Below are 2,078 nucleotides of genomic sequence, written 5' to 3' on the forward strand. Positions count from 1 at the left end.
CAAACGAACTGGCGAAACGAGTTGGAATTTCTGAGCAAAACCTTTCCATACTGAAAACTGGCAAAGCAAAAGCTATCCGTTTATCAACACTTGATGCTATTTGCACAGCTCTTAACTGTCAGCCTGGTGACTTGCTGGAATATCACCCTGAAGAAGAATAGCTGGGGTCATAAGGTGATGTCGTCAGTCTACTTTATATTTCTATTTGTAGGGACATGTTATGACTTGAGCGTCATAGCCGTATAACCTCGTTCTCGATCATAAAAAAGGGCAAGTCCGTAAGGATTTGCCCTTTTTTTTGGCGCTTTATAAACCGTTTGTGGTGAATTACTTCTGTGTATAGTTATCAAACCGAGCGATATATTCTTCAAGGTTTTGATTGAGCATTTCGGCATAACGCTGAGTGAAGTATTCAATAGCCGCTTGTTTTTCGGCTTGCAGGTTTTCTGCGTTTTCAACGGAACGGGCGACGCTGAAAGCATTAAAACGGGCGGCTGAAAAGAGAACGGCTGTATTAACGTCTTCTACAGAACTTTCAGCTGCTTGCTGATTGGCAATCGCGACGAACTCATCGACACGTTCTTGAAATGTTTTGCTTGGTGAATTTTCACTCATTCTTTTTCTCTCATTGGTTTTATAGGTTTGAAATGTATTGTCTGTAGCTAAGGCGTTTTTATTATTTATATCTGAGCTATTTGAACGGAGACATCATAGCAGATAGAAAACATGATAAAACCTTTGCCGCTATAGGGATAACCTGTCCTGTCCAACTAATTGCGAGCGTTCATGAGTATCAAGCAGACAGAGGCTTTGATACATTATCTATTATGGGATGGCTTTTCCAACACAAGGCCATTAAGTAAAACAATTAAGGGAGCATCTGTTGCCCGAACTAAAAATAGTAGGCTTGTTTCTTGTGACGGCTTTAGCAGAAATTATTGGCTGTTACCTGCCGTACCTTTGGCTACGTGAGGGAAAATCCATTTGGCTGCTAGTGCCTGCTGCACTCAGTCTTTCTTTGTTTGCCTGGTTGTTGTCTTTGCATCCAACGGCAGCCGGTCGCGTGTATGCCGCTTATGGTGGGGTATATATTTTCATGGCTATTTTATGGTTATGGGCTGTAGATGGTATTCGTCCTACCGTATGGGATATGGTTGGTTCTGGCGTGGCATTGTTGGGTATGGCGATTATTATGTTCGCACCACGAGGCTCCTAAAGACTGAGTTTTAACTCGCTTGCTTGATTACCGTTATTTGATGTTATCAATGAACAAATCAAGCTTAAAAATGCTCAGGCCAGGGCCTTTGCCAATGCTTTTATTCAAATTACATATAAAGTTGAGTATCAGTAACTTTGATAAGTTATGACACAAGTTCAAATATTCTGAGCGATACGCCATAACACACCACTTGGATCGTAGAGAACAAAGTCGAGCATCCCCCAAGGTTGTTCGGTGACAGCCGATATTTCAACCTTATACTTGTCTGTTATCCCAGCTTCGATAATGTGTTGATGCCAAGACTGCACGTCTTCCACAAGCAGGTGCATCATCAAATTTTCAGCCAGCGTTTGGTCATAAAAATTCTGAAGTAGAAAACTACAGTTACCGTGATAGAAGTAGGTCACACCAGCGGTATCAGATGCCTGCGTGAAGTCAAGGTCAGCATAAAAGGCTTGAGAGATTTCATAGTCTTTAGCCGGAATAAATGCTTTGATTTCAATGGTGTTCATATTTGCCATGGCTAACTGTTCCTTATTAAGGATGAGTCTGTAGGCTTATCGCTTTGATAATTTGATAGCGATACCGATGATACACATCACGAGCCAGACGATATAGCTAGGTAGCCAAGATGCATTCCAAGCTTCAGAAAAGACCATGGCTGCTGGTTGATTGAGATAAAAGTTGGCTAAAAGATTAAGTAATAAAACAATCATTAGACCGATAAGGCCGATCGTTAAGAGCATGTTTTTCCGTTTCATTATTTTCATCCTTGTGGAGAGTTTATTCGTCTATCGAACGGACTTTTTGTGCGATAAGGAAAGTGTGTAATTCCGGATATTGATCATATTCCAGATGC

At 41.2% G+C, this 2,078-nt stretch carries 5 protein-coding genes; 2 read left to right on the forward strand and 3 right to left on the reverse strand.

Annotated features, from left to right (window positions below; genetic code table 11):
* Positions 1 to 8: 8 nt before the first annotated feature.
* On the forward strand, positions 9 to 161 hold the full coding sequence (locus B4K20_RS08700; protein WP_289282600.1) for a helix-turn-helix domain-containing protein: 153 nt from the start codon (positions 9 to 11) through the stop codon (positions 159 to 161).
* Positions 162 to 327: 166 nt separating this feature from the next.
* Here B4K20_RS08700 and B4K20_RS08705 read toward each other — a convergent pair whose 3' ends face one another.
* The gene (locus B4K20_RS08705; protein WP_286303365.1) at positions 328 to 615 is read right to left on the reverse strand and encodes a DUF3144 domain-containing protein; all 288 of its coding nucleotides are present in this window, start codon (positions 613 to 615) and stop codon (positions 328 to 330) included.
* 268 nt (positions 616 to 883) lie between these two features.
* Between B4K20_RS08705 and B4K20_RS08710 the strand changes: the two genes are divergently transcribed.
* Entirely contained in the window at positions 884 to 1,216 is a 333-nt protein-coding gene (locus B4K20_RS08710) for a YnfA family protein (RefSeq protein ID WP_286303366.1), read from the forward strand.
* Positions 1,217 to 1,374: 158 nt separating this feature from the next.
* Here the strand turns inward: B4K20_RS08710 and B4K20_RS08715 are convergent, their stop codons facing one another.
* Complete coding sequence (locus tag B4K20_RS08715; RefSeq protein ID WP_289282599.1) at positions 1,375 to 1,740, reverse strand: VOC family protein; 366 nt, start codon at positions 1,738 to 1,740, stop codon at positions 1,375 to 1,377.
* Positions 1,741 to 1,776: 36 nt separating this feature from the next.
* A complete protein-coding gene (locus B4K20_RS08720; RefSeq protein ID WP_286303368.1) occupies positions 1,777 to 1,980 on the reverse strand; it encodes a hypothetical protein in 204 nt (67 codons plus the stop codon).
* Positions 1,981 to 2,078 lie beyond the last annotated feature (98 nt).

This window comes from Methylophaga sp. UBA5088, from assembly GCF_002414625.1.
Lineage (GTDB): Bacteria > Pseudomonadota > Gammaproteobacteria > Nitrosococcales > Methylophagaceae > Methylophaga > Methylophaga marina.